The organism is Dolichospermum planctonicum, from assembly GCF_005402965.1.
Lineage (GTDB): Bacteria > Cyanobacteriota > Cyanobacteriia > Cyanobacteriales > Nostocaceae > Dolichospermum > Dolichospermum planctonicum.
In genome coordinates this window covers 120,600-144,838 of sequence record NZ_BJCF01000003.1, presented here as the reverse complement: position 1 = coordinate 144,838, position 24,239 = coordinate 120,600, and the positions used below count along the sequence as shown (strand labels likewise).

Below are 24,239 nucleotides of genomic sequence, written 5' to 3'. Positions count from 1 at the left end.
CATCAGACCCCAGCCCGTCAGTAATAGCTTAAAGGCTGAAGTCCATAGAGTCAAGTTTCTAGTCTTAATCTAAACTAATACAGGCGAAATTTGCATAGCCCGTGTTAATTCAGCAGCTACTTCTGGACGAGAAAATTCTGGTGGTGGTAATTCACCCCGACGTAACATTTCCCGCACCTTTGTTCCAGACAGATGAACCCGTTCTTCTGGTCTGCTGGGGCTGGTTTTAGTTGTAGCCATTTGTTTGGTGCGTGTGCAGTAAAAAGCGTGTTCAAACTTCATTGGCACAATTCCCAACTCTTCTGGCGCGAATTCATCGAATATATACTGAGCGTCATAAGTGCCGTAATAATCACCTACACCAGCATGATCCCGTCCGACAATAAAATGTGTACATCCGTAATTCTTGCGAACTAAGGCATGAAAAATTGCTTCTCTCGGACCTGCATAACGCATTGCTGCGGGATTAATTGCTAAAATTACTCTATCTAGGGGATAATAGTGTTCTAGCAGAATTTCATAACAACGCATCCGCACATCAGCAGCAATATCATCTTCCTTAGTTGCTCCTACCAGTGGGTGTAGGAATAGACCATCAACAGTCTCTAAAGCGCACTTTTGAATATACTCATGGGCCCGGTGGATAGGATTACGAGTTTGGAAACCGACAATTGTTTTCCATCCTTTGTTTCTAAACATTTCCCGTGCAGCAGCAGGATCAATTTGGTAGCTAGGAAAATGGGGATGAGAGTCCCGTTGTAATAACCAGATATCACCAGCCAAGTTAATAGAACCCTGATTATATACTACCTGCACGCCGGGATGTTTACGGTCGTCAGTGCGATAAACATTAATAGCTTCCCGTTGTTTGTCGTAAGCATATTTTTCGGTTAATGCCAACACCCCAATAAACTGCCCGCTGGGGTTATCCAGACGCACCAAATTACCTATTTCTAAACGGTCTGCCACTGCTGGGGTTACAGATAATGTAATGGGAATTGACCAAACAATATCGTTAGCTAACCGCATTTCTGTAACTACTCGATTGTAGTCTGCTTGGTTCATAAAACCAGTCAACGGACTAAAACCACCAATAGCAATCATTTCTAAATCAGAAACTGCTCGTTCATCAAGTTCCACACGGGGTAAAAAGTCAGCTTTGGCCAGAAATATTTCTCTTTGTGCTGCCGAAGCAACTCGGTTAATTAACTCTCCACCGTGGGGGGCATTTGCTTCTGGATGATAACTCAAGGTAATGTTTCCCTAATTGTTGCGAATTATGTATTAATTTATCAAATTTTTGTAGACATTGTTAAATTTTTGTGAAATTTTTGTGAAATTCTAATTTTTGGTTGCCAGTTGTTAGCTAGAGTCTTCTGCTTTTACTGCTAAAAAAGATTTTAGCAGTTTTTCAGTGTCAAACAAAAAAAGTGGGGGATGATAGCGCGATCGCACTATCATCCCCCACCTCAGAGTCACTGATTAAGTGAACCAATTACTCATTAAACAAGAGAGAAATTACTAGCAGTCAGAGTGGGAACAGTAGCGAGAATAGCAAACTCACCACCAGTACCAAAGCCCGCAGCCGCGCCATTTTGGTTGTAGTAAAGACTACCACTGCTAGAGCTATAAACAATCAGCCCGTTACTAGTACCCGCCAAAACATCATCTTCAACCACAGCAAACTCGCTTGCTACGCTGAATCCTTGACCGACAACACTGGTAACAGAAGCGAATACAGACTTACTCAACGATATTTGGTCACTACCGATACCAAAGTCTTGGATAGTATCTAGACCTTGACTAGCTACAGTGAACGCAACATTGCCTTCAAAGCCGAAGACATCATTACCAGCACCACCAGTCAGAATGTCATTACCAGCGCCACCAACCAGAGTATCATTACCAGCACCACCAACTAGAGCATCATTACCAGCACCACCAACCAAGCGGTTATTTAAGCCATTGCCGATAATTCTATCTGCTCCAATGCCAGCAATCACATTTTCCATGGCATTGGCGGCAGTTAATGTCAGTTTTGAACCATTAGCAACCAGGGTTTGAGTAGTGGTAACGCCTAGATTTAGGCGGATTGCTGCGGTTGTACCAGTGAAGTCAATGGTATCTTGACCACCTACTACTGCTTCTGTAATGGTGTCAGCACCGAGGCTAGTTGTGGTAATGGAGAACAAATAAGTATCATTTCCTGTACCACCAACCAAACTGTCGTTACCGGCACCACCAATCAGAGTATCATTTCCTGTACCACCCAGCAAAGTGTCGTTACCGGCACCACCAATCAGGGTATCATTTCCTGTACCACCATCAAGGGTGTTATCACCACTGTTACCTGTGATGGTGTTATCTAGTCCGTTTCCAGTGCCGTTAATGGCTGTATTTCCAGTCAGGGTCAGGTTTTCTACATTTTCGCTCAGAGTGTAAGTAACAGATGATTGTACTAAATCTCTACCTTCACCATTTGCTTCCGTAATCACATCACCTGCGTTGTCAACAATATAAGTGTCGTTACCTGCACCACCAATCAGGGCATCTGCTCCAGTACCACCATTGAGGGTGTTATTACCACTGTTGCCAGTCAGGGTGTTATTGAGGGTATTACCAGTTCCATTCAGGTCGGTAGTTCCTGTAAGAACTAGGTTTTCTACATTGGTTGCCAGCGTGTAAGTTACAGATGATCGAACAGTATCTATTCCCGCATTAGCAGCTTCAGTAATGGTATTAGTTAAGGTACTAATGATATAAGTATCATTACCAAAACCACCTCGTAGAGTATTTGTTCCTGCACCACCATCAAGGGTATCGTTACCAGCACCAGCAGTAATAGTGTCATTGCCTGTGCTACCAGTAGCGTTGAGAGTTCCCAAGAAGGTAGCAAAATCGAAGCTCTCAAAGTTTTGAACTACCAGTCCAGAAATACCGCTTAATTGATTGCTAGTATTGGCAATATTGGCAACATTCAATGTTAAAGCGGTTGACGCTGTTCCTCCAGATATTACTAAGGTATCTGTGCCTATGCCACCATCGAAAAGGTCATTTTGTCCGGCGTTAGCAATAGTTGAAGTGATAGTATCATTACCTCCATTACCCAAAATTCGATCTGGGTTAGTAGTGGCTGTGAGACTATTGTTACCACTTGTACCATTGATTAGATTGTAGACACCAAACATGGTTTGGTACATGAGGTCATAGATTACGGTATTGTCCAAGGTGCTAGGCAACTTTTCGGCATTCATCCCATAGGCTTTGGCAACAATGCTACCGGGGAAATCAGGAGTACCGACCCAAGCTACACCGAAGTTACCCATCGCTCCATCTATGCTGCTTTTAGCTGCAAAGGGTTTCCAAGGTGCTTCTGCTGTACCTGTGCTGCCGTTAACACCATCCAAAACTGCCTGATTCGTATTAGTTGTAGTGGGGTTAACACGAATAAATGGCGCACTAGGCTCAGTATTTGCCAGTGCGGGGTTGTTGGGGGTAAAGTTGCCAGCGGGACGGGTGTAAGGCTCGAATTGGAATACTTGCAATCCGCCAGCATCGCTATCTGCAGCTGTAATCACCAAAGTATTAGGGTCTTGAGTGTTGACGTAATCCATGGCTACACCGATCGCTGCATCAGCCCGGCGAACAGCTTCAATAGTGCCAACTGCATTATTGTTATTCGCAAAGTTGTCGCTACCTTCCTCCTCCACTACCACAAAGAAACCATCAGAGTCTTGACTGAGGATTTTTAAAGACGCATCCAGCATCTCTGCCACCGTGGGCGCAGTAGCTAAATATAAAGGCTGAGGATTGGCACTATTGAGTCCTAGTGCTTCTTCAGTGCGATCATTAAAAGTGTGGTTAGCAGCAAAAACTCCCAGTAACTTCGTAGAAGCAGTCGCACTTGCCACAGCAGTATTCATTTGCTCTTCCGTGTAAACCACACTATAACCCAAAGACTTTGCTAAATCAATCAGGTTAGTAGTGGGGCGATCTTCAGCATCAGCAAAAGCAGCATCAATTTCGGCAGTAACGTGGAAGCCAGTAGTACCCTTAGGTAGTAGATAAACCTCACCCCCCGCCATGATGACTTGAGTGCCAGAGCGAATTACCTGTTCAGCAATTTCAGCCGTCTTCTCACGGGCGCGGATGTTATTGCCAACACGATTAGTAGTGGCAGCAGCAAAAGCGGCCGTTCCAGGCTCACCAATATGACCCGATTGAATAAGAGCAGTTGCTTTACCAGCAGCGATCGCCTCTTCCAAAATTGTGTAGCCAACTTTACCAGAAGCAGGAGTAATCATAGATTGGTCTTCATTCAAGCCAAAAGACTCATTGAACACCTTCACACCATTAGCATGAGTGACAGCCCCGGCATTGGAAGTACCAGTTAACTGGTTTTCCATGTGTCCTAAATAGACACCAGCATTTGACATCTTATCCCAGTTGAGCCTACCATCAGGACCTAAATCAACATTACGGGTTGTCATGTAATGAGAAGGACTAGTACCATCTGGATGGATAAAAATCACATTCCCAGTTAACTTGGTAGCCTTGGGAGCAGGTGTGGGGTCAGGATTCCGAGATACCAATTCAACATTAAACAGAGTCTCGTACATCAACTCATAAATCTTAGTATTGTCTAAAGTAGCAGGTAATTTATCTGCATTAAGACCATGAGCTTTAGAAACAATTGAACCACTAAAATCCGGTGTACCCGCCCAAGCAACACCAAACCCAAACACATCACCATCAGCATCAGTCGCAGCGACAAAAGGTAAAGTATTAGCTCCCGTTTGACCGTCTAAAGGTACATTGCGAGCAGTCGTAGTCGGATTATTATTAATATTACCTAAACTTGTTCCAGGAATACGAGGATCAACTACTTGTAAACCACCAGCATCACTATCAGCAGCAGTCACCATCAAAGTATTGGGATACTTATTAATAAAGTCCATTGCCACACCAATAGCCGCATCCGTACGGCGCAATCCCTCTAAAGTCCCAGCAGCATTGTTATTATTCCCGAAATTGTCCGTACCTTCCTCCTCCACAATAGCAATAGAACCATTCTGGAAATTAGGGTGTTTTTCCATCAACTTCTGGGTTACACTCAGCATCTCAGCAATAGTCGGTGCCGTAGCCACATATAGTGGTAAATTGTTCGCTGCTAAAACCTCCTCAGTCCGATCATTAAAAGTATGAACAGGTGCAAATACACCCAACACTTTAGTTGGAGCTACAGGCAAAGCCAGCAAAGCATTGAGTTGGTCCTCATTGTAAACAACCGTATAACCTTTACTCTTTGCCAGTTCAATCAAGTTTTCCGTAGGGCGTATTAAAGAATTAGTGCTTAAAGCATCGAGTTGAGCCGCAGTACCGTGAAAACCATTTGTACCAACCGGCAAAAGATTCAGTTCACCACCACCCATGATAAAGTCAACACCTGAGTTAATTACCTGTCTGGCAATTTCCGCAGCTTGAGCGCGAGGTACAGTGATACTTCCATTAGCGTTAGTAATTTGCTGAGTCTTAGCAACAAAAGCAGCAGTACCAGGCTCATAAATCGCCCCAGATTGAACTAAAGCAGTAACCTTACCTGCATCTCTAGCTTCTTCAACAATAGTTTTGGTAGTTCCAGAAAGAGATGTAATCGCTAAATTCCCTAATTCATAACCAAAAGACTCCGCATAAACCTTAACACCCGTAGCGTGAGTCACAGCACCAGCATTAGATGTGCCGCCCAACTGGTCTTCCATATGACCCAGATACACACCAGCATTAGACATCTTGTCCCAATTCAACCGTCCATCAGGACCCTTATCTACAAATCTTGCAAAAGCATAATGAGATGGACTAGTTCCATCTGGGTGCATGAAAATAACATGATTACCTGTTGTCATAAAACCTCTTAATCGCTTAATTTAGTTTTTGCAAGTAACACTTAGATAATCATACGTATGTTAAAAACAGCCACCACAACAAGTTAAGAACAATTTATCTATTTCCTAAATTTCTTGATTTTGATCATAAGTATTTATCTATATAATAAATTTCCAGCACCTTGCACAACTCACTAGTACAGTAGCAGCAATCATAAAAACAGTAAGTTATTTTAAGAAAATCCCACAGATTAAACTCTATAGAAAGTAGTACAATCATCCGTGATGCCAGTCGGGAATCACAGAAAAACATAACACCATAAAGCAAAAGTTCAAATAAATCTTGTAATCTACTTCATTCATAAAACCAGTCAACAGACTAAAACCACCAACAGCAATCATTTCTAAATCTCCAAACCACTCCCTCATCAACTTCCACACAGAGTAAAAAGTCAGCTTTAGCCAGAAATATTTCTCCTTATGCTGCCGAAACAACTCAATTAATTAACTCTCCACCGTCGGGCATTTGCTTCTGGATCATAACTCAAACTAATGTTTCCCTAATTGTTGCAAATTATGTATTAATTTATCAAATTCTTGTGAAATTCTAATTTTTAGTTGCCAGTTGTTAGCTAAAGTCTTCTGCTTCTACCGTTAAAAAAAATTTTAGCAGTTTTTCAGCATCAAACAAAAAAAAGTGGGAGATGATAGCGCGATCGCACAACCTAAAAATCGCCACCTAAAAATCATCCCCACCTCAGAAAGCACTGATTAAGTAAACCAATTACTCATCAAACAAGAGAGAAATTACTAGCAGTCAGAGTAGGAACAGTAGCGAGAATAGCAAACTCACCACCAGCACCAAAGCCCGCAGCCGCACCATTTTGGTTATAGTAAAGACTACCACTGCTAAAGCTATAGACAATCAGCCCATTACTAGTACCTGCCAAATCATCATCTTCAACCACAGCCAACTCATTTACCACACTAGTCAAAGAAGCGAATACAGACTTACTCAACAATATTTGGTCACTACCGACACCAAAATCTTGGATAGTATCTACACCTTGACTAGCTACAGTAAACGCAGCATTCCCCACCAAGCTAAAGACATCATTACCAGCACCACCAGTCAAAACGTCATTACCAGCCCCACCAGTCAAAACATCATTACCAGCACCACCAACCAGAACATCATTACCAGCACCACCAACCAAGCGGTTATCTAAGTCATTGCCGATAATTCTATCTGCTCCAGCACCAGCAATCACATTTTCCATAGCATTCGCAGCATTCAATGTCAGTTTTGAACCATTAGCAACCAGAGTTTGAGTAGTAGTAACGCCTAGATTTAAGCGGATTGCTGCGGTTGTACCAGTGAAGTCAATAGTATCTTGACCACCATCAACTGCTTCCGTAATGGAGTCAACACCTAAGCTAGTTGTGGTAATAGAAAACAAATAAGTATCATCACCCGCACCACCAACCAAACTATCATTACCCGCACCACCAATCAGAGCATCTGCACCAATTCCACCATTGAGGATATTATTACCACTGTTACCTGTAATAGTATTATCCAAGCCGTTGCCAGTACCGTTAATGTTAGCCGTGCCGGTGAGAGTCAGGTTTTCCATATTGGCACTCAGAGAATAAGTAACAGATGATTGGACCAGGTCCGCACCTTCATTCAACGCTTCCGTAACTACATCAAGTACGTTGTCAACAATGTAAGTATCATTGCCCACCGCACCAACAAGAGTGTCCTTACCAGTACCACCATTGAGGATATTATTACCGCTGTTACCTGTAATAGTGTTATCCAGACTGTTACCAATACCGTTAATGTTATTTGTTCCCGTGAGAGTCAGGTTTTCCACATTGGCACTCAGAGTGTAAATAACAAATGATTGGACTAAATCCGTACCTTGATTAGCTAATTCCGTTACTACATCACCTATGCTGTCAACAACATAAGTGTCATCTCCTAAACCACCAATCAAAGTATCATTACCAGCACCACCATCCAGGATGTTATTCCCACTATTACCTGTGAGGTTGTTACTTAAACTATTACCAGTAGCATTGATATTACCGCCGCCAGTAAGAGTAACTCTTTCTACATTGTTACCCAGACCGTAACTAACAGATGATTGGACTAAATCCGTACCTTCATTCAGATATTCAATGATGGTGTCAGTGTTTGTATCAATTATGTAAATATCATTTCCTGTACCACCAACCAGGATATCTACTCCAGCACCACCGTTGAGAGTATCGTTACCAGCTTTGCCATCAATGTAATCGTTATTTGCAGTCCCCACAAGATTATTGTTACCAGCATTACCAATGATTTCGTTGAGGTCATTAACGTTGATAGTCAAAACCTTCTCAAAAGTCAAACCATCATTATCGCTAGTTCTCACCCGGATGCTGTAACTGGATTGAGCTTCAAAATCTGGAGAAGCGTTAATTTGCAGTTGATTTCCACTAATAGTGAAAGCACTGTTATCAATATCACCATCCCCTGCAACTAAGCTATAGGTAAAAGTGTCACCTGTATCTGGGTCTGTACTAATGAGATTACCAACCACTGTACCACTGGGTTGGCCTTCATCAATTGCAGTAGTGTCAGTAGTATTATCATAAAACAAATCCGTCGGTCCTTCATTAACGTCATTAACATTAATAGTTAAAGCCTTCTCAAAAGATAACCCACCTTGGTCCTCAGTTTTGACTCTAATGCTGTAACTTGTTTGGGCTTCAAAATCAAATACAGTATTAGCTATAAGTTGATTATCAACAATGGCAAATAAACTATTGTCAGTGTCACCATCCCCTGTAACTAAGCTATAAGTAAAAGTGTCACCTGTATTTAAGTCCGTGCTAGTTAGATTACCAATTACACCATCCGTTTGATTTTCCGCAACTGTACTAGTGCTGAGAATTAAATTAGTCGGCGCTTGGTTAAAATCAGCAATAGTCAGGACTGCTGTGGGTTGCTGTGTACCTACAGATGTGCCACCACTGGAGTTTACCAAACTCAGATTGACAGTTTCGCTAAACTCAATCACATTATCGCCCGCAATCGGAATCTGTACATCCTTATAACTTTCACCCGGTGCAAAAGTAACAGTAATGGCACTGTTGATATAGTCCGTTTGGTAAGCTTTGTAAGTGTCAGGATTAAAAAGTGCCTGTAATTGTCCACCCTGTACCAATTCCCCAGTAATACTGTAGTGTGCCTGAGTATCAAGCAAAAACCAACCAGGTCCAAGAATATCTTGAGCATCAATAATCCCCGATGATTCCTCATCTTGAGTCAAAAAGTTAGAACCACCAGAAAGAAAGCGATTTGGGTCATGTTGCGCTATTAATTTCAAGGTGTCGGTGGCAATGTTATACTGCCAAATTTTGCCAATATGGGCATTGTTCCCCACATCCTCCTGAAGCAGGATGTTACCATACTTGTCTATGGTCATATTATCCAACATCCTCTGTCCTTCAGTACCATCCAGAACCGCCTCAATAGTACCGCCTAACTCTGGATTAGTTGGATCATCAAAGCGCAGTCTCCACAAGCGACTAGGACTACTAAATGAATTAGTAGTGACAAAGTAGAAATCTCTCAGGTTAGATGGATCCCAATGTCCATCTTCAGGACGTAAGAAAGCCGTAACCCCAGCCGCTACACTCCCGGTTTCCAGTGCTGCCCCTGTTGTATTTTGAACCTTGCCTAAGTCCGCCAATGTAAATCTGCTTCCCAACGCTAAGTTAGTTGTATTAGTTTCGCTTGCTAATCCAGTAACAGCAATTCCATACAGCTTACCGTTGTTTAATCCCGCTTTGTCAATCTCCGTTCCTGTGTTGGTTTTATCGCCAACGTAGAAGTAAACTTGACCACCCCCAGAGTCATCTAGTCCAGCTACTACCGTCTTATTACTAAGAGTCGGACTAGCAACAGTATTTTCCCAACTGAATTTACCTAAATAAGGCAATTCATAAGTTGTACCAGCACTTGTACCAGTAGCAATATGAGCAAAAGCACGACCTTCGGCTCCGCTTTCCTCGCCATTCAAATAAATACGTGCCGTACTACCGAGTCCCGTAGCACTATTGTAGAAAGCAGAAACCGCTGCTAAATCCCCAGCGCAGAAACGACTAAATACTGTAGTGGTGCTTTGAGCAAAGTTAGTACCATTCCATACATATACCGTCTGGGTTAAATCGCTACCATTGACCACCGATAAATCCGATTTATTGATTACCCATTTGGAAACAAATGCACCAGTACCGCCATGGGCGCGGACAATTCCAGACGTACCGCCTATTTCATGGTTCATCAACAAAGTGAAAGTCCCATCACCATTATCAAAAGCCCCCAAACCATCGGGAATACCAACCATTCTATAGGGTGTGCCATCAGGTTTGTTGTTAACCGAATCCCCAACCGTGAGGATAGATCTCAAACTAACACCAGAGCCTGGTGTAGTCGGGATAATATAAGAAGTAGCAGAACTGCTCAGTCCTTGGCTTATGTCCACCGTCGGAGCAGCAGCACTACCTTTGGCAGTACCACCACTCAATTGCAATTGCACCGAATTTGTACCAGATACATCTCCTTCACGGGTTACTCGCACTGTGGCATTAGAAAAACCAGAAGTACCACCCTCTGCAACCGTGTAGTTGACGGTACTAAAGTTAAACACAGGAACAGCAGCATCAATACTAAAACTGAGAATTGAACGGACTGGATTAGCAGCAGATGGTTCTGGGAATGTGTTTACAGCATAAGAATTAACCCCTTGCACATTCACATTCAACGTTTTACCATCAGCAGAAACATCAAAAACAGTGTAATTGAAAGTGTTGGGAGAATAGAAATCAACAGGTTCGATTCGTGAAGGATTGGTGTCATTCTCACGCCACACATTTCTTAAGCCAGGGAAATTAGCATCTAAACCCACTGGATTGACCCCTGCTGCTATCTGACTGTTAGCAAGATTATTCGCTAAAGACTGGATATTAGCAAAACTATGGTTAGTAATAGTATCAGGTCCAGTAGCCCCTAGCGGTCCGCCTACAATTGATAAAGCATTGGGTAAAACCTTAACCACACCATTATCAGTGTAAGTTATTTCATTGATACGATTTTGGTGGTCATCAGCAGACAAAAACACCACGTTTTTGATGCCATTGTCAGCAATAAACTTGAGCAACTCATTACGTTCAGCCCGATAACCACCAATCCATGACTTACCACTATCCAAACCAGAACCAATAGCACCAATTTGATCTATAGGACTAGATACACTGACAAACTTCCAAATCGTGCCATTATTTTGCGCGTCTAACAAAGTTTGCTTCAACCAAGCCAGTTGAGTATCTCCTAGCATTGTGCGATCGCTATTATCAGCACGAGAACCCGTATCATCAGCACCAGTAGCAGTCTTTAACCGCACATCACGGTAACTGCGAGTGTCTGTATTGATATGAATAACATTCTTACCCCATTGTTGAGCTAAATAAAGCTGTTGTGTACCATTAGTGCGAGGATCAGTAGGAGCAGAAATCACACGCTCTCTAATCGGTTGGTAATCAGAGTATGCTTGAATCAGAGCTTTAAAACCAGGATTTTGGTTAATAAATACACCTGTTGTATTGACATCATCTACCGTATTACTAGAACCATTACCAGATACAGCAGCTAAAGCCCCCGGTGCGCCACCATTGATTAATTGTCTGTTCCCTAATTCATGGTTATCTAGCGCAGTGTAATTGCCTTGAGAACTATACAGACCTTTTAAACCAGAAAAACCGCCACTATTGACAGACCGGAGATTTTCTAAATATTTACGTTGGTAATCAGCCAAAGCTTGACCAGGATTACCAACAATATTAGTAGTTGCTGCCGGAGATCCAGCACTTGCCGCTCCATAAATTGTGTCCCCCAAAAACATGAAAAAGTCTAAATTCAAATTAGGGAAATTTTGGGTAGAAATGTAAGGTCGCATCAGACCGTCCGCATCTCCACTAAAAGCAAATTTCACAGGTGCTTGGGTTGTAGCATCATAAGCAGTTCTAAACGTCCCTACTTGACTCAATTCCCCAGCAGTTGTTTGGAAGCGGTAATAATATTTTGTCCCACTCTGTAAACCCGTAGCATCTATTTTCAGAGTATAGTCACGGTTCGCATCCCGGGTTACTCCACTAATTGACCTGACTATAGTAGTAAAATTAGCATCAGTAGACAATTGCAGAGTCACATTTTGGGTAATACCAGGTTGGGTGCTTGTATTAGCAGCGTCAAAAGTACGAGTCCAGAGTATAGCACTATTAGCCGTAGCATCTCCAGCAGCTACCCCTGTAAATCCAGCCGTAACTCCGTTAATAGCGATCGCTATATTTTGAGTAGCTGTACCATCAAAAGAAGTAACAGTAAAAGAGTCTATTTTGCTTTGACCTGCACCTAAATACTGTACAGCACTATTATCAACGCTATAGCTAAACGCTCCAGTTTCCGTAATCGTCAAACTACCTAAATTACCATTAGCAGAAACAACAGTAGTGGCAAACTTATTTTGACCAGCATCTTCATCTGTAACCGTTAACATACCCGAAGCAGTTAACTTACCAGCATTAACATTAGTTCCTTCCTTAATAGTGACATTGCCGTTACCACTAATACTTGCGAGATTATTCATGTTGTTAATCCTTCCTGGTGAACCAATTTCTTTAGATGTAACATTCAGCGCGTTATTAAGGGATAAAAACCCTCCCCTAACTCCGACAGCGCTTATATTTGACACTGTTGGCAGAGGTAGGGTGGTACTACCCAAGTCAGCAGCATTGTCGAAGGTTGTATAAGTGGTAGACCCACCAAAACTAACACCTGTGATTCTCGTACCATTGGCATTAAACAGATTCACAGCATCGCCTCCGGTACTTAGTCCTACGCCACCACCTGTATAACTACCAATAGTTAAACCACTGGGAACATTAGTACCAAACCAAGCGGTTTTAAATGCCGGGATAGTAGTGTCAGGTGTAGCAGTTTCTAAGAAAATCACCGACTGCCCAGGAGCAATACTAGTAACACCATTCAGAGCTACAGAACTAACGAAAGAATTGGAATTATCATCCATCTTCCAACCAGTAATATCTACAGTGCTAGTACCAATATTTGTCACCTCAAACCAATCAGCAGTATAGACACTATTACTACTGCTCCAGGGTGATACTTCCGAGATAATCAGAGCCGGTAGAGTAGGAATCTCATTGACGATATCAGTAACAGCCAATGTAAAATTGGCAGTTGCATCGGGATTGTTACCAAGAGTGGCATCGTCTACATTAACAGTAACACTGTAACTGGTTTTAGTTTCATAATCTAAAGTAGTACCAGCTTTCATGTACAATGCAGTGTCATTAACTTCAAAGAAACTAGCATCTGCTCCACTCAAACTCAGAGTATTTATTCCTAATCCATCATCAGTAACAGTAATATCAGCTACTTTAACAGCAGCAGTGGTACTAGTGTTTTCAGCGATCGCTATCACCCTATTATCCAGAACCAAACCAGTCGGGGCTTGATTAGGAACAGTTGAAGGTGCATAAACCCAAAGTTGAGGATAATTAATACCACCACCACCATTTTCGCTCACCACATAGAGATAACCATTCTTATCCATAGTTAATCCCTCATGGCCTTGGTCAACAACCGAAACTGGATTACCAGAATCAGCAGTAATTTTTAATGAACTGGAAATATTACCAGAGCGGTCAACGCTGACAACCTTGCCAGACTCTTGGCTCAAAACTAATAAGCGGCTATAATCCGGTTGTCCATTCAAAGACGATAAATTAGACAAAGCATAAACATCAGCAAAATCTAAAAGATTGGCCAACACCGGATCAAAAAGGTTTATCGAATTAACCGTAGTGGGAGAACCATTACTAGCCGTCCCCGCAGCAAAATCAATAGTAGTTTGGAAAATACCTGCCGGTTGTTTCTCCTTCACCCCAATAAATCCACCACTTTGGGGGTCCCAAGAAATCCCTTCTATACCGATGTTGTCAATAGTTGTCCCCAGCTTAACAGTTTGGGCATTGGCTTTAGTCAGAGTGCTTCCAGGGGTATAGGTAAACAAATTGGCCTGTCTGTCTCGTTCTTCAATTAAGACAAACTTGCCATTACCAATATAAGTAAGCCCTTCAACATCATAAAAGTCTGTACCTTGGGGACTATTACCGGGAGCTAGGGTCATGGAATTGATTAACTGCCCTGTTTTTGATACCTGTACAATTGATGTACTGCCATCTCCAACAACAAACAGCGTATCTGTATCCCAGTTATAAGTCACAGCAGAGACTTCCTGAGCTAATAAGCTATTAGTGGGTGCAGTAGTGCGAGTAGGTTCAGGTAAATCGTATCGTCCCACCCGGACATAAGTAGACAAATCCACAGTTGTAGCTAAGTTGATACCATTAATGGTAATGCTGATATTTCGGCTGGCCGTACCATCTAAAGATGTGACGGTAAAAGTATCAACTTTGCTTTGACCAGCATTTAAATACTGCACCGCACTATTATTAACACTATAGCTAAATACTCCCGCTTCTGTAATTGTCAAACTACCCAAATTGCCATTAGCAGAAACGACAGTAGTAGCAAATTTATTTTCACCAGCATCTTGATCTACAACCGTTAACGTACCGGAGGCGGTTAGTTTACCGGCATTAATATTAGTTCCTTCAGTAATGCTCAGGGTACTGTTGCCATTAATAGTGGCGGAGTCGTTCATATTATTAACGTTAATTGTGAACAATTTATCAGTGTAAAATCCACTTTGATCTGTGGAACGGACAACAATGCTATAACTAGACTGGGCTTCAAAATCTAGTGAAGTGTTAATGAGCAATTGATTGCTGTTAATTGTGAAAGCTGCATTGTCATTTACACCCGTAGAAGCGAACCCTTGTTCGCCCAAACTATAGGTAAAAGTATCACCATTGTTAAAATCAATAGTTGCAAGAGTACCTACAACGCTATTGGCAGGTACATTCTCATTAATGCTAGTAGCAGTTAAAGTGATATTAGTAGGAGCAGAATTAAGATTTAATCCCACAATTACCGGGTCATGATCAGAAGAGCGGAATTGGTCAGGACTGTACAAGCTAGTAACTTGACCTACAGACTTAAATTCAATATTATAGTCTAACACGCTAGGCTCATCAGCATTAATGTGCCATATTTCCACACCAGATACCTGTGCAGCTAGACTACTAGTAGCTAAAGCATGATCAAGAGAACCTAACTGGCCATCAAAAACATAAGAATAGGAAGTGTTAGGCAGAAGATTATTATATCCAGCGATCGCTAATGTAGTCAGAGGGTCTTCTTGAGCATAAGCATTGAAATCACCCAACAACAGATAATCACCATCATCAACCCCAGTAGGCTTAGTAGCCAACCATGCCGCTAAATCCTGGGACTGACGGGTGCGAGTACCATTAGATAAACCTTGACCATCACCAGCATCAGCATCACCAACACCACCAGAACTAGAACCTTTAGACTTAAAGTGATTAACAACAGCAGTAAATAATTCACCATTAGAGTTTTGTTGGAAAGTCTGCGCTAAAGGTTTACGTCCCACCAAATCAAAAGCACCAGTACCAAAGCTATCGGGTAAAGTAGCAGCAGCACCATAAGGAGTAACCTGACTAGACTTGTAAATCAAACCCACAGTAATAGCATCAGTCCCCAATCTTGTACTAGAACTAATAAAACTGTAACTACCCGCACCAGCAACCCCATTGAGTCCAGTGATTAAACCTTGAATAGCACTATTAGCACCATAGCCATTGTTTTCCAATTCCATCAAACCCAAAACATCAGCACCAGAAGTAATAATGGCTTGGACAATCTTATTCAATTGACGAGTTAACTCAGTAGCAGTATTAGCACCACGAGGCTCAAAACTCAATCCATTAGTATTGATATTAACGTTCGTATCCAAATCATTGAAATAATTAAGAACATTAAAACTAGCCACCCTCAAAGTACCACCAACCGTAGGGGCGAACGGCCGTTCGCCCAAACCTCCACCCAAACCTCCACCCAAACCTCCACCCAAACCTCCACCCAAACCTCCACCCAAACCTCCACCCAAACCTCCACCCAAACCTCCACCCAAACCTCCACCCGGAGTAAAATTAACCCCATCTGTAGTTTGGATGCGATACCCCTCATAACGCTGGTCCAAAATACCCGTGATACTAGCAACAGTATCACCACCGCGCAGAGTATTAATCGCACTTAAAGGATTACCACCACGACCAAAAATAATCGGGTCTGGGTTTTGAACAGCACTACCATCATCAAGATAGATCTTGCGAGCAGCAATATCCGCCAAATAAGTAGCATAACCGCTAACACTGGGAGCATTGAATTGAGTATATTGATCTAACCTAGCATCCGTACCCGGCTGATTACTAGAACCCATAGCCGAAAGCAGAACTTGCCCATAACGACCCAATTGATAATACTCAGTCACCGTGAGGCTGCCACTACCAGCACTCAAATTAACCAACATTCCCTCATAGCCTTCTAAATTGCCATTAGGTAACTGGACATTAACCACCGTCGGTAACGTACCTGCTCCCAGATTAACAACACTCGTTAAATTAAATAATTGGGTTAAACTGCTAATATTAGACCCGCTAGTAGTAATAAATTCCCCAACAGTTCCCGTAATTCTGACCTGATCACCGACATTACCCGTGAATAATCTGGATGGATCATAAACAAAAATAGCTTCCGAAGTAGCAGCATTACCATCAGTATCAGCGTCTTCCTCTTGAACATAAAAGCCATTGAGTTTAGTAGCACCAAAGAAAGCGCGAGTCACAATACCTTCAATAGTTTTAATTCCCGTCAACGCCGCCGTTGCACCACCACCTTGAATAGCGCTAATTTTAGTAACAGCAACGTCATCATCAGTGATAACGATATTTTGACTAATAGTGCTACCTAAAGTCAGACCACTAGAAGCACTGCCAATACTTAAAATCCCAGTTTCCGTTCCTTCCACTAAAACATCATCAACAACCGTAAAAGTGACAGTCCCAGCGATCGCACCATTAAGAATAGTGATAATGCTATTACTAAGGGTATAATCTCCAGTAGTGATACCTATTCCAGTAACATCTAAGTTAACCGTTTCATCACCAGAAACAGCACTAGAAGCTGTAGCAGTAACAGTGATAACCGTTGTCCCTACTTCCGTTCCCCTGTTGGCACTTACCGAGAGGTTAACCATGGGATTTGCAATCACATCATTATCCGTGATAACGATATTTTGACTAGTGGCGCTACCTAAAGTCAATCCACTAGAAAGACTGCTAATACTCAAAATCGCGGTTTCCGTTCCTTCCACTAAAACATCATCAACAACTGTAAAAGTGACAGTCCCAACCGTTGCACCATTGGGAATAGTGATAGTGCTATTACTGAGAGTATAATCTCCAGTAGTGATACCTGTTCCGGTAACAGCTAAGTTAACCGTTTGATCACCAGAAACAGCACTAGAAGCTGTAGCGGTGACAGTGATGACCGTTGTACCTGTTTCTGTTCCTGTGTTGGAACTGACGGAGAGGTTAACAGTTGGTAGAGGTGAAATGTTGCCTGAAGAAAGTGTAGTCAAGTCAACAACCGTTGAGTCTCTAGCCGTAAAGTTATTGGCGGTACTCAGAGTGCTGATAGTCTGTAAATAAGCGTTTGCGGCATTAGTAAAAATAGCATTGTCCAAATTGGCGAGAACAAGAACTTGACCGCCAGGAATCGTTGGTGTACTGGATGATTGTGCAGAACCAGAACCATAGGGGGAAACACCAAAGCCTATAAACGCAATCAGATTGGGCGTACCAGTGAGGTGCGTACCACTGCTAACAGTGTAGGCTGTGAGTGAGTCTCCGCTAGTAGAAAAGCTAAAGTTATTCGTCGCATTGTTGGGATTAGGTAATAGCGTCACCGCACCAGCACTACCTCCACCATTGCGTGCCACGGATGATGGGGTTGGGGGGGTGGTGCTACTATCACCAGCATTGATTAGGAGTACGCTGCCAGCAGCGATTCCCCCCGTAGGTGCGGTATACTGTAGAAAACCTTCGCTCGGACGGAAAAAACTCGATGCGGCTCCCCCATTTCCAGTAATACCACCATCGGTAACATAGAATGTATCACCAGCAGCAATTGGTTTTAATGCAAGAATTGCAAATTGATCAGGATTGGTAGAATTTACCCCAAGAAAAGCAATGTCGCCCGCGAAAACTGCCATACTAGAATCTCCTTTAATAGTCTAGTTACCAAAGTGATCATGTCACCTGAGAATTCTTGTCAGTTTTTCAGTTGTATTTATTCAGTTGTATTTATGTCGAAAATTTGCCCATTAGAAATTAGACAATTTTTCTTTCCTATTATTAATACACTTACGATAGTATGGATAAATTAAGATATAGTTAATAAGTAGTTAAAATAATGATAATATTTGGTTTCTATCATCAGATAGAGTTCCCAACTACTTTTACCTTTTTCAGTTCTGATTTAATTAGCTACTCTTGAGAATGTTTTATTTTGTCTGATTTTAAGGATTTTCTGTCACACAGGAGCAGGTTTAAGGTTAATTCCAACTTTTGTCCAGTCTCAGATCAGGACTTTCACCACTACTCAAGAATCTACCCTTCTTGAATTTAAAACTAATATATCACATCACATTCCCACTTCACAAATGTAGACAAATAACTATAACTATGGCTTGCTGATAGCGTAGCGTGGCGTTAGCCATATAAAGCTAAAACCATTTATTAATAAGGGTTTCGCGGATTTTTACCACAAAAAAGTGCCAGGTTTTGGCTAATGGTGTCTCAAAATGAATTGCATTTTTCTTTGTTGGATTTGGAAAATTGAGGATATCCAGACAGTTAAAACTGTTACCTGTTACCTGTTACCTGTTACCTGTTAAGAGTTACCTGTTAAGAGTTACCTGTTAAGAGTTACCTGTTAAGAGTTACCTGTTAAGAGTTACCTGTTAAGAGTTACCTGTTAAGAGTTACCTGTTACCTGTTAAGAGTTCCCGTCTCACCTGATTTCTATTCATCCTCAGGTTCTAAATCTTCTACTGTCAATTCTTGATGGGGAACAGCAGCAATAATTGCATCTATTACCTTAGATACTGGTAATATCTCTATACCAAGATCGGGAAATTTTGTGCCTTTGGGAACTATAGCTCTTTTAAATCCCAATTTTGCAGCTTCTTTTAACCGTAGTTCCATTTGGGAAACTGTTCGCACTTGTCCCCCTAATCCTACTTCTCCAATTAAGACTGTACCAGGGTGAACTATTCTATCACGAAAACTGGCAACGATCGCTACGGCAATTCCTAAATCTACTGCTGGTTCTTCTACGTTTAATCCCCCCGCAGAGGCAACGTAGGAATCTAATTTGGACATGGGTACTCCCACCCGTTTTTCCAATACGGCAAGTATTTGGACTAAGCGATTATAATCTATGCCTGTACCCGCTCTGCGCGGAGATGGGTAACTGGTAGGACTAACTAAGGCCTGTAGTTCTACTACTATTGGTCTTGTTCCTTCACAAGCCACGACAATGGCCGTACCAGGAGCGGGATCATCACGGTTGCCTAAAAATAGCTCGGAAGGGTTCTCAACTTCCTTTAATCCTTGAGACACCATTTCAAATATACCAATTTCGTGGGTTGCTCCGAAACGATTTTTTACAGTTCTTAATAATCTGTGGGAGGCAAAGCGATCGCCTTCAAAGTATAATACGGTATCCACTAAATGTTCTAATACCCTAGGACCGGCAATCGTCCCTTCCTTAGTCACATGACCGACAATTAACATAGTAATATCCTCATGTTTTGCCACTTTCATCAAAGCTGCGGTACATTCCCTGACTTGAGTAACGGAACCTGGTGCTGATGTCAAAGCTGGTAAAAATACTGTTTGGATACTATCTATTACAGCTACATTCGGTTTGAGGGAATCTATTTCTCGCAAAATTTCCTCTAAATCCGTTTCTGGCAATACATATAAATCTGCGCCTATACTATCAGGATCTATGGGTTTTTCGGACTTTGTAACGGTTTCCCCATCATCCTCTGTGACGATAGTAGGAGCTTTGGACATCCCCAACCGAGAAGCACGCAATTTAACCTGTTGTCCTGATTCTTCTCCAGTGACGTAAAGAATGCGATATTTTAAAGCTAATTGATTAGATACTTGTAATAATAAAGTAGATTTACCAATACCAGGATCACCTCCAATTAACACCATTGAGCCGGGAACTATACCACCGCCTAAAACTCGATCTAATTCACCATAACCCGATTCCCAACGAGCAATTTGTCTATCACTAATTTGATCAAAAGTCAAGGCAGATCTAGCTTTAGCTGGTTTAGTATTAGATGATCTAGCATTACCCTGGGTATTGTGCCAATTTCCCACACCACCCCGACTAGGTATATCTCCAATCAAAGAACTAATATTCTGTTCAACTAGAGAATCGTAAGTGTCGCAATTTGAACATTTTCCGAACCATTGGGAAAATTCTGCTGCACAATTACTACAGATATAAATGGTTTTTGCCTTAGCCATACTGAAATTTTATCTAAAAATCTTAATTATTTCTTAATTCTGGGAAAAATGGGAAATTTAATAATAGAAATAGTGAGAGCATTTCTGTTCTCAGTCAGGTACAAGAATAGGGAAGTTCATCGCAGATAAACGCAGATAAACCTAGAGAAATCTGTACCTTGGTGGACTAGGAAATTGTATAGAGCTTTTTCCCAATCAATTGAGAGAATGATATCCTAATATTATGATATTAAAAATTAATCATGAAAAATTTTAGTTAAGGAGCATGACAAAACTTGGAAAGTCATAAAGAAAAAATCCTGGTCGTAGACGACGAGGCCAGCATTCGTCGGATTTTGGAAACACGCCTTTCCATGATTGGCTATGATGTGGTGACAGCAGGGGATGGTGAGGAAGCTTTAGAAATGTTTCGCAAGGCTGAACCGGACCTGGTAGTTTTAGATGTAATGATGCCAAAACTCGATGGTTATGGTGTTTGTCAAGAATTACGCAAGGAATCTGATGTCCCCATTATTATGCTCACGGCTTTGGGAGATGTGGCAGACCGCATTACTGGGTTAGAATTAGGTGCTGATGATTATGTGGTCAAGCCATTCTCACCCAAGGAATTAGAGGCGCGAATTCGTTCAGTTTTACGCCGGGTAGATAAAATAGGTGTAAATGGTATTCCTAGTTCTGGTGTTATCCATGTCAGTAATATCAAAATTGATACTAATAAGCGTCAAGTTTATAAGGGTGATGAGCGTATCCGCTTAACCGGCATGGAATTTAGCTTATTAGAATTGTTAGTCGGTCGTTCCGGTGAACCTTTTTCCCGTTCGGAAATTCTACAAGAGGTGTGGGGATATACTCCCGAACGTCATGTAGATACTCGCGTTGTGGATGTACATATTTCCCGTTTACGGGCAAAGTTAGAAGATGACCCTAGTAACCCGGAATTAATTATCACCGCTAGGGGAACTGGTTATCTTTTCCAACGCATATTGGAACCTGGGGAAGAGTAGGAAGAGTGGGAGGCTGGGGAGATGATTTTTTCTCATTTTTTCTCATACTCCGTACTCCCCACGGGACGTTTGACAGGTGATAGTTGACAGGTGATAGGTGACAGGTGATAGGTGCTACGCCACGGGGACAGACAAGAGATACAGAGATTTCTATTGTTTTCCCAAATGTGCAATTAATTTTGCCCAGGTACTTATTATTTCTCAATGTAGTTCTACCCCCCCTGCATACCATAACTTAACTTATTTGTCAATAGTATGTTTGTTCTGCCGATCAATTTACATAATTTATTGGAAAATTTTGTCCTAAACTTCTCTCAGATATTGCTGCTAAGAAAGTAAAGTTTTGTATTATTTGTCGGTATTGATTTCTGAAATAACTATGAATAAAGGGTTTTGGAAATTGTCTGTCCAGACGGAGATAAAATTGACAATATAAACCCAATTATGAAATTCTCAAAAATTGTAGCAAATCGCCGAAAGTATTGCAAGCTCGTGACTAAATAAAAATAATTCTCAATTAATTGTTAAGAAAATCTAAACTTCAATTATGATCAGTTATCAATATTAAAACTCATATCGTCTTTTCATAAGTTTTAATTATGATTTATTGTTAACGAAGAACCACCCGGTGATAATGGAAAAACTAACCTCAAAGTACACAAACAAAGAGAGTTTAAAAAGGATTATGTAAAATGCTATCTATGTCAACGTAAAAGTATCTGTTAATAACTAATAAATAACTAATAAATAAGTAATGACTAAATCTGATCCTAATCGAGTTTTGCGGCGTTTACCCTTGGTAGTTGGGGGTTTAGGTGCTGTCCTGTTGTTAATAAATCGGTTATTAACTCCACAACTAACAGATTCCCAAGCACGAGGAGATGTACTGGGAGTGATTTTAAGTGCGATATTAATTTTAACTGGTTTAATTTGGCAACAGGTACAACCAAGGACACCAGAGACAGTAGAATTAATTGGAGAAGAGGGATTCTTTTTAGCAGGGGATTTATCAGAAACCGCAAAAACAGAATTAGCCTGGGCATCGCGGCTATTATTAACAAATACAGTCACGCGATCGCTTATAGTTTACTATCAAGGTAAGGTTTTATTACGTCGCGGTATATTAGCTCCTAAATCGGAAGTAGTACCAGGAACAATCTTAAAAAGGGTATTGGCAACACAAAAGCCAATTTATCTAGTTGCTTTGTATGTCTATCCTGGTAAAATTGAATTTGATTATTTACCAGAGAACACACAAGGTGTAATTTGTCAACCAATTGGTAAAGAAGGAGTTTTAATTTTAGCTGCAAATGCTCCCCGCAGTTACACTAAACAAGATGAAAACTGGATTGCGGGAATGGCGGATAAATTAGCTGTTACTCTTGGTAATGAATGATTAGACTTTTTCAGCAAACCCTATATAGAAAAACTTGGCCTATTTTTTGTGGTGAAAAGTCGGTAATTCATATACAATGTGAATTATCTGAAGTGTTTAATCAAACTATTACTTACGCGCAAACAAAGCAATCATAGTGATAGTTTTTTCGGATTCCAGCAACAAAGTGATATCGCGTCAGGCTTTGGCCTGTAAGCTTACTGAGGGATAACCGCTCCCAAGCTCCCATTCAAGTAAGCAGCAAATGTCTAGCTTTGTCTAGAATTTACATAGCAGTTTCTCAGTTACTAAGTATTTGTATGAAAAGTGAATTTCCGTCCGAAATCAACCCTAACGAACCTGGCCACGAGGTGAATGAGCAAACACCAGAGCAATTTCAGCAATTTAATCAACCGCAAGATATTCTCATGACTGAAGAAATTGACCAAGATAGGCCACAGCCTGTCGAAATAAATATTGCTGCCTTGTCAGATTTAACTGGGCAAATTGAATCTCTCAAAGTACAACTAGAAGAACGTAGCACTCAATATATGCGAATTGCAGCAGATTTTGAGAATTACCGCAAGCGTACTAGTAAGGAAAAAGAAGAAATAGATTTACAGGTGAAGCGAAATACAATTACGGAATTGCTGCCTGTAGTTGATAATTTTGAGAGAGCCAGGTCGCACCTCAAACCCCAAAGCGAAGGAGAAATGACAATTCATAAAAGTTATCAAGGGGTTTATAAACAATTAGTAGATTGTCTAAAACGGTTAGGTGTAGCACCCATGCGTCCTGAAGGTCAACTATTTGACCCGAATTTGCATGAAGCCGTGATGCGAGAAGCCACGGATGAACATCCAGAAGGAACAGTGTTAGAAGAGTTAGTTCGCGGCTATTATTTTGGTGATAGAGTACTGCGTCATGCAATGGTGAAAGTAGCTGCGCCTAAAGAAGATGTATCTTCCTCCCCAGAAGATTCAGTCTAACGAAAATAACAATTAGGGATCATCTTCAATCGTAGGAATACGGTTTAGATGTCAACCAAACCTCCCTATCAAGGGATTTTGCTAACTATATAAGAGGTTGTTGGAAAAGTTTTTGATTGTGATGTTAGACACCAGACCATCCCTGCTAGTAGAGTCAAAGTCCCCCAAATCATAGGGGATTTAGGGATATCTGAAAACATTTGATACATCACGATAGACTTGGAAAACACCCTCTCAGGTTGAAGAAGTGAACCAGAAGAGCATCATTCACTCAACTCCATGAGGAACGGACATAGCACAAATACCAAGA

Annotated in this window: 7 protein-coding genes and 1 pseudogene; 3 read left to right on the top strand and 5 right to left on the bottom strand. The window is 41.4% G+C overall.

Translation table 11 applies throughout. The features are described 5' to 3' along the window. Positions 1-69: 69 nt before the first annotated feature. From sat (FFO06_RS02610) to radA, 5 genes and pseudogenes are all read right to left on the bottom strand, one after another. A complete protein-coding gene (sat, locus tag FFO06_RS02610) occupies positions 70-1,251 on the bottom strand; it encodes a sulfate adenylyltransferase (RefSeq protein WP_137906629.1) in 1,182 nt (393 codons plus the stop codon). A gap of 251 nt (positions 1,252-1,502) precedes the next feature. After that, positions 1,503-5,903: an alkaline phosphatase gene (locus FFO06_RS02605; RefSeq protein WP_137906628.1), complete on the bottom strand. Its 4,401-nt coding sequence runs from the start codon at positions 5,901-5,903 to the stop codon at positions 1,503-1,505. A 324-nt stretch (positions 5,904-6,227) separates the two neighbouring features. Next, positions 6,228-6,357 (bottom strand): annotated as a pseudogene (sat, locus tag FFO06_RS22510) (sulfate adenylyltransferase); the annotation flags it as partial. Between the two features lie 316 nt (positions 6,358-6,673). Then, positions 6,674-18,223, bottom strand: a complete 11,550-nt coding sequence (locus FFO06_RS21785; RefSeq protein WP_236097051.1) for an ExeM/NucH family extracellular endonuclease — start codon at positions 18,221-18,223, stop codon at positions 6,674-6,676. An 811-nt stretch (positions 18,224-19,034) separates the two neighbouring features. Continuing rightward, the gene (radA, locus tag FFO06_RS02555; RefSeq protein WP_137906627.1) at positions 19,035-20,561 is read right to left on the bottom strand and encodes a DNA repair protein RadA; all 1,527 of its coding nucleotides are present in this window, start codon (positions 20,559-20,561) and stop codon (positions 19,035-19,037) included. 275 nt (positions 20,562-20,836) lie between these two features. Between radA and rpaB the strand changes: the two genes are divergently transcribed. The 3 genes from rpaB to grpE all read left to right on the top strand — a co-directional run bounded on the left by rpaB (position 20,837) and on the right by grpE (position 23,929). Further along, entirely contained in the window at positions 20,837-21,565 is a 729-nt protein-coding gene (gene rpaB / locus FFO06_RS02550; RefSeq protein WP_137906626.1) for a response regulator transcription factor RpaB, read from the top strand. Between the two features lie 754 nt (positions 21,566-22,319). Continuing rightward, on the top strand, positions 22,320-22,961 hold the full coding sequence (locus tag FFO06_RS02545; protein ID WP_137906625.1) for a cofactor assembly of complex C subunit B: 642 nt from the start codon (positions 22,320-22,322) through the stop codon (positions 22,959-22,961). A gap of 299 nt (positions 22,962-23,260) precedes the next feature. Continuing rightward, positions 23,261-23,929 carry a nucleotide exchange factor GrpE gene (gene grpE, locus FFO06_RS02540; RefSeq protein WP_137906624.1) on the top strand — a complete coding sequence of 223 codons (669 nt, stop codon included), beginning with the start codon at positions 23,261-23,263 and terminating at the stop codon, positions 23,927-23,929. Positions 23,930-24,239 lie beyond the last annotated feature (310 nt).